Source organism: Mangrovibrevibacter kandeliae (assembly GCF_024519155.1).
GTDB classification, from domain to species: Bacteria; Pseudomonadota; Alphaproteobacteria; order Rhizobiales; family Rhizobiaceae; genus Mangrovibrevibacter; species Mangrovibrevibacter kandeliae.
Map to the genome: position 1 here is coordinate 353,242 of NZ_JANIFJ010000005.1, position 6,151 is coordinate 359,392.

Here is a 6,151-nt window from a genome sequence, read left to right on the forward strand (position 1 = left end):
TAACCATTGGTAAAAAAGCATCGCCACAGCGCCGACGCGCTGTTCGTGCGGTGCTGCATGTGCTAACACGTCCGCGGCGTCTGTAAGAGTTCCTGATCGGTGATCGCGTCTTCCGTTTCCTCCCGTCGTACCGTTCTCCGGCTGGGCCTCGGCACTGCCCTTGCAACCATCTTCAGGGACAGGGCTGACGCGCAGACACCGCCGCCGGCACCGCCGTCCGCGGGGATCGATCTGCAGAACTTCAGCTTCGACACGCTGAGCGCGGCGATGCGCCAGCGCGCGACGGTGCCGTATGTCGAGCCCGGCACGCTGCCGCAGCTCCTCTCCGATCTCAGCTACGATCAGTACCGGCTCATCCGCTTCCGCGAGGACCACGCGGTGTGGCGGAGCGATCCGCTCAACTTCCAGATCCAGGCGTTCTATCCGGGCTCCTACTACCGCCAGACGACCCGCATCTATGTCGGCGACGGCAAGGCCTTCCAGCCGCTGAACTTCACCCCCGGTGATTTCGAGTATCTCGCACCGCTCGATCCCACAGCGTTCGAGGGCGTGCAACTCCCGGGCGTCGCCGGTTTCCGGCTCCAGTATCCGCTGGAGCGGCCGAACTGGTTCGACGAACTCGTCACCTTCCTCGGCGCGAGCTATTTTCGTGCACTGGCCACCGGCAACCGGTACGGCCTGTCGGCACGGGGTCTGGCCATCAACACGGCGACCTCGGTGCAGGAGGAGTTTCCGCGCTTCAGCACCTTCTATGTCGTCAAGCCCAGCCCGGGCGACGAGGAGATCCGCCTCTTCGCAGAGCTCGACAGCCCGAGCCTCACCGGCGCCTATGCCTTTGTGCTGCGACCCGGCCCCCAGACGGTCATCGAGGTGACGGCGCGCATCTACTTCCGCAACGAGGTCGAGCGGCTCGGTGTGGCGCCCCTGACCTCGATGTTCTTCTTCGGCGAGAACGAGCACGCCGATCGCGACGACTTCCGGCCGGAGGTGCACGACAGCGACGGCCTGGCCCTGCGGCGCTCCACCGGCGAATGGCTGTGGCGACCGCTCCGCAATCCCGAGAGCCTCGCCCTCTCCTACTTCACGGAAACCTCGCCGAAGGCCTTCGGCCTCCTGCAGCGCGACCGCGACTTCAGCCACTACGAGGACATCGAGGCGCGGTACGACCTGCGTCCGTCGCTGATGATCGAGCCCCTCGGCAACTGGGGTCGGGGCGTCGTGCAGCTCGTCGAAATTCCGACCAATTCGGAAGCGAACGACAACATCGTCGCGTTCTGGGTGCCGGACGAGCGTCCCAAGGCCGGCAGTCAGTACGAGTTCCGCTACAGGATGCGCTGGGGCCTCGATATCGATCCGCAGACGAGCCTCGCAACCGTCGCCGGCACCTTCGGCGGGATGGGCGGCAACTCGGCCGACGACACCAGTCCCAACCGCCGTTTTGCGATCGATTTCGAGGGCGGGCTGGCCGCGGCCCTGCCGCCGGGCAGCGAGATCGATCACATGATCGACGTCGCGGAGGGCGGCAGACTCCTGCACGCGACGGCCGACCGACTCCCGAACGGCGGGTGGCGACTGTCGATCGAGGTGGAACGGGTTCAATCCGGGCCCGTTGAAATCCGAGCGAAACTTATCATGCTGCAACGCATTATCAGCGAAACATGGCTCTATCAGTGGACGGGCACCCTATGATCTCCGAAGCCGCAGTTCAGATCCCGACTTCGATGCGCAAGGCCACCCGGTCGATGCCGGCGTCCCTCGACGACCAGGATTTGCCCACCGCGGGCATGCTGGTGGGCCGTCCCGAACTCGACGACGAAGCGGTGCTCGCCGCACTCGCCGACAGGCTCGCGTTCGATCGCCGCAATCCGGCGGACGCGCAGGCGGTCCTGCGGCTCGCCCGCGCTGGCAACGGCGCCGCGCGCGCGATGCTCCGACGTCTGGTGCTACCTGCCCCCAAGAGCCGCCTCGCGATGCCGCAGCAGGTCGTTCGCCGCGACGCCGAGCCTCGAGCCGTCCCGGCCGTACGCTTTGCGCTCCGCCGCGGCTGAACCGGACCTTCCGGTTCCTTTCGCAGTGCGGCCAAGGGTGCGGTTCAGCCTGCATCCTTGCATGACCAACAGGATCGAAGGACGGGGCGCCGGGCGCTCCGTCCTTCGGTCGTTTCGTATCGGGTGCTCATGATCATCCTGCGCCGGTCCCTGTTCGCTCTCACGGCCTTCGTCATGGCCATCGCAGCCGGCATCCTGTTCGGGACCGTCATCACGGCCAACGGCATGACCTGGCTGCACGTCATCCAGATCGCGCTCTTGGTTGTCTGCTGCCTCTGGCTGGCCTGGGGCTTCATGACGGCCATCGGCGGGATGATCCCGACGCCCCGGCCGGTGATCGAGGCGCAGCCCGACGCGCGGCGCGGCATGAGCCGCACGGCGATCCTCGTTCCTGTCTACAACGAAGACGCCGTGGCGGTATTCGCGCGTGTCGCAGCGATGATCGAAGGGTTGCGGGCGATCGCGTGGCTCGACCGCTTCGACGTCCACGTCCTCAGCGACTCCACCCGCGCCGAATGCGTCGAGGAGGAGCGGCGGGCGACGTTCCTCCTCGCAGCGGACATCGAGGCCGGCCACCATCTCTATTATCGCAACCGCACCAAGAACATCGGACGGAAGGCCGGCAACATCGCCGACTTCGTCACCAACAGCGGGGGCGCTTACGAGTACATGCTGGTGCTCGACGCCGACAGCCTGATGCGCCCCGAGACGATGGTCGAGATGGTGCTGCGCATGGACCGGGACGAAGAGCTCGCGCTGCTCCAGACGCAGCCGCTGATCATCGGCCGTCGGACCCTGTTCGGGCGGGCGCTGCAGTTTTCGGCCGCTCTCTACTCGCCGATCTTCTCGCGCGGCATCGCCTACCTGCAGGGGAAGGAGGGCCCGTTCTGGGGCCACAACGCGATCATCCGCACCCGCGCCTTCGCCGCCTGCTGCGGCCTTCCCGACCTGCCGGGCAAGGCGCCCTTTGGCGGCCACATCCTCAGCCACGACTATGTCGAGGCCGCCTTGCTGGCGCGCGGCGGCTACAAGGTGCGCGTCGACACCGATCTGCGCGGCTCCTACGAGGAGGCGCCGACCAACGTCATCGAGTATGCCAAGCGCGACCGCCGCTGGTGCCAGGGCAACCTGCAGCACAGCCGGCTGCTCCGGGCGCCGGGCCTGAAGCTCTGGAGCCGCATCTCGCTGATCAACGGCATCATGGCCTACGCGGCCTCGCCGATCTGGCTCCTGTTCCTCATCGTCAGCCTGCTCGACCCGATCCTCGCACCGGAGCCGAACTACTTCCCCGGCGACACGCTGTTCCCGGTGTTCCCGCAGCCCGAGACCGGCAAGGCGCTGCTGCTCCTGCTCGCGATCTTCCTGCTCCTGCTGCTCCCCAAGACGCTGATCGCCTTCTCGACCGCCTCCGGGCGGCACAGCGCCCGCTTCGGCGGGGCGGCTGCGCTACTCGCTGGAGCCACGGTCGAGCTCGTCCTGACCAGCATCCTGGCGCCGATCATGATGATGTTCCAGTCCAAGGCCGTCGCGGAAATCCTCATCGGTGCGGACAGCGGCTGGCCGGCGACCGATCGCGAGGACGGCGCGCTGCCGCTCGGCGCGGCCTTCTCGAGCAGCTGGTGGATGGTGATCGCGGGTGCGGCACTCCTTGCCGCGACCTCCTTCTATGCGCCGAACCTCGTGCCGTGGACGCTGCCGATCGCGGTGCCGCTGGTGGTCTCGCCCTTCCTGATCAGCCTCTCTGGAGATCCCGCGCTCGGCGACGCGCTCCGGCGCTGGGGCATCTTCCTGACGCCGTTCGAGCTGCAGCCGGAGCCGGTGATCCGTTCTGCGGAAGCCTGGCGGCGCCGTCTGGTCGAGAAGATCGACGCGACCGTCCAGGCGGCGGCCGAGCCCGTGCCGGCCGCGGTGCCCGTCCGCCCTGCCGGCGTCTCGATCAACTGAGAGGCGAGCGCTCGCCGCCGCGCCCTCCGGTTCTCGCCGCGCGTCGGCGGTTCGCGCCCCGCGTCGGCGGTTCGCGCCCCGCATCCGCCCTTCCGACGGCCCGGCCATGCATTTGGGGCGAACGCGTCCACATCGATCGCCACCGCCGTTCGCTAAGATCAGTGCGCGCCAAGCAAAACGGCCCACAGCTATGTCGCGGCGCAGGCAATGCGGCCCGTTGCTCTCCTCCAGTCTTGCTGTAATAGTTCGCGAGCCTTGCTGAGGGGAGGAGTTCCATGTCTACAATCAAAGAAGCGAACGGTGGGGGCTGGCTGTCGCGCAGCCGCACCGTCGCCAAGCCCGGATTCAACCGCTGGATGGTGCCGCCGGCGGCGCTGTGCGTGCACCTGTGCATTGGCCAGGTCTATGCCTTCAGCGTCTTCAACAAGCCGCTGAGCCTGCTGCACGGCGTCGTCCAGACGCCGGAGGGCGGCACACCGACCCTGGTGCCCGGCGCCGACGACTGGTCGATCGCCACGCTCGGCTGGATCTTCTCCATCGCCATCCTCTTCCTGGGACTGGCCGCAGCCTTCGGTGGCGCCTGGGTGGAGAAGGTCGGCCCGCGCAAGACGATGGCGACGGCCGCGGCCCTGTTCGGCGGCGGGTTCATCGTCGCGGCGCTCGGCGTCTGGTCCCATCAGCTGTGGCTGGTCTATCTCGGCTACGGCGTCCTCGGCGGCTGCGGCCTCGGCCTCGGCTACATCTCGCCGGTGAAGACGCTGATGAGCTGGTTCCCGGATCGGCCGGGCATGGCGACCGGCATGGCGATCATGGGCTTCGGCGGCGGCGCCTTCATCGCCTCGCCGCTCTCGGTCTATCTGATGAAGCTCTTCGCGACGCCGGCAGCGGACGGCAGCACCGTGATGATCCAGGGCGTCGCCGGCGCCTTCGTGGTGCTCGGTGTCGTCTACTTCATCTACATGATGGTCGGCGCAACCATCGTGCGCGTGCCGCCGCCGGGCTGGGCGCCGGAGGGCTATGTCGCTCCGACCACGTCGAGGGGCATGGTGACCACCGCCAACGTCCATGTCGACGAGGCGTTGAGGACGCCGCAGTTCTGGCTGCTGTGGGGCGTCCTGTTCCTGAACGTGACCGCCGGCATCGGCGTTCTCGGGCAGGCGTCGCTGATGATCCAGGAGATGTTCCCGCCGGTCACCGGTGCGGACGGCCTCGTCACCGGCGGCGTCACGGCGGCCGCGGCAGCGGGCTTCGTCGGTCTGCTGAGCCTGTTCAACATGCTCGGCCGGTTCTTCTGGGCCTCGACCTCGGACTATATCGGGCGGAAGACCACCTACATGATCTTCTTCCTGCTCGGCATCGCGCTCTATGCCGCCGTGCCCACCACCGGCTCGATGGGGTCCATCGTCCTGTTCGTCCTGTTCTACGGCATCATCCTGTCGATGTATGGCGGCGGCTTCGCGACGATCCCGGCCTACCTCAAGGACGTTTTCGGCACCCAGTTCGTCGGCGCCATCCACGGCCGTCTGCTGACGGCCTGGTCGGCGGCGGGCATCGTCGGCCCGGTGCTCGTGAACTACATCCGCCAGTACCAGCTCGACAGCGGCGTCTCCAAGGCCGACGCCTACACCGTCACGATGTACATCATGGCGGCCCTGCTCGCCGTCGGCTTCGTCCTCAACTTCCTGATGCGGCCGGTCGACAGCAAGCATCACATGAAGGCCGTCACCGATACGGCGCCCGGCGGCACGGCCGGTCAGCCCATCCGCACCGCACGTGCCTGAGGAGGATCGACAATGGCAACCGAAACGACGACCAACCCTGCCAAGATCTGGCTCGCCTGGGCCTTCGTCGGCATTCCCCTCCTGTGGGGAATGGTGACGACGATCGGCAATGCGCTGGCGCTGTTCCAGTAACGGCGCAACGCCAAGTGCTGAAATGCGAACGGGCGGCCATCGGGCCGCCCGTTTTCATTCATGCCATGCGCTACGGGAGCGATCGCATTGAGCGACCGCTCCAGCCTCGCCCTCGGCGCGCTCAGAACTCTTCCCAGCCGTCCTCGGCGGCGGCCGGCTTGCGGGCGGCGCCACCGGTGCCGACCGTCTTCAGCTGTGCCACCGGGCGCGGCGCGGACGCTGCCGCGGGTTTGGCCGCCGGGCGGG

General features: G+C 67.6%; 5 protein-coding genes. All 5 read left to right on the forward strand.

Features of this window, described 5'->3' with window-relative positions:
- Nucleotides 1-99: 99 nt before the first annotated feature.
- The 5 genes from NPA30_RS15300 to NPA30_RS19685 all read left to right on the forward strand — a co-directional run bounded on the left by NPA30_RS15300 (nucleotide 100) and on the right by NPA30_RS19685 (nucleotide 5,905).
- Complete coding sequence (locus NPA30_RS15300; RefSeq protein WP_256803597.1) at nucleotides 100-1,689, forward strand: glucan biosynthesis protein; 1,590 nt, start codon at nucleotides 100-102, stop codon at nucleotides 1,687-1,689.
- A complete protein-coding gene (locus NPA30_RS15305) occupies nucleotides 1,686-2,048 on the forward strand; it encodes a hypothetical protein (protein WP_256803598.1) in 363 nt (120 codons plus the stop codon). Before NPA30_RS15300 ends, NPA30_RS15305 begins: the two co-directional genes overlap by 4 nt.
- Nucleotides 2,049-2,105: 57 nt before the next feature.
- A complete protein-coding gene (gene mdoH / locus NPA30_RS15310) occupies nucleotides 2,106-3,992 on the forward strand; it encodes a glucans biosynthesis glucosyltransferase MdoH (protein ID WP_256803599.1) in 1,887 nt (628 codons plus the stop codon).
- 275 nt (nucleotides 3,993-4,267) lie between these two features.
- Nucleotides 4,268-5,773, forward strand: a complete 1,506-nt coding sequence (locus tag NPA30_RS15315; RefSeq protein WP_256803600.1) for an L-lactate MFS transporter — start codon at nucleotides 4,268-4,270, stop codon at nucleotides 5,771-5,773.
- Between the two features lie 12 nt (nucleotides 5,774-5,785).
- Nucleotides 5,786-5,905: an MFS transporter small subunit gene (locus tag NPA30_RS19685; RefSeq protein ID WP_444875220.1), complete on the forward strand. Its 120-nt coding sequence runs from the start codon at nucleotides 5,786-5,788 to the stop codon at nucleotides 5,903-5,905.
- Nucleotides 5,906-6,151 lie beyond the last annotated feature (246 nt).

Bases quoted from the DNA above. Each gene is read 5' to 3' on its own strand.
- NPA30_RS15305 (WP_256803598.1), top strand. From the start codon at position 1,686: ATGATCTCCGAAGCCGCAGTTCAGATCCCGACTTCGATGCGCAAGGCC.
- NPA30_RS15315 (WP_256803600.1), top strand. From the start codon at position 4,268: ATGTCTACAATCAAAGAAGCGAACGGTGGGGGCTGGCTGTCGCGCAGC.
- NPA30_RS19685 (WP_444875220.1), top strand. From the start codon at position 5,786: ATGGCAACCGAAACGACGACCAACCCTGCCAAGATCTGGCTCGCCTGG.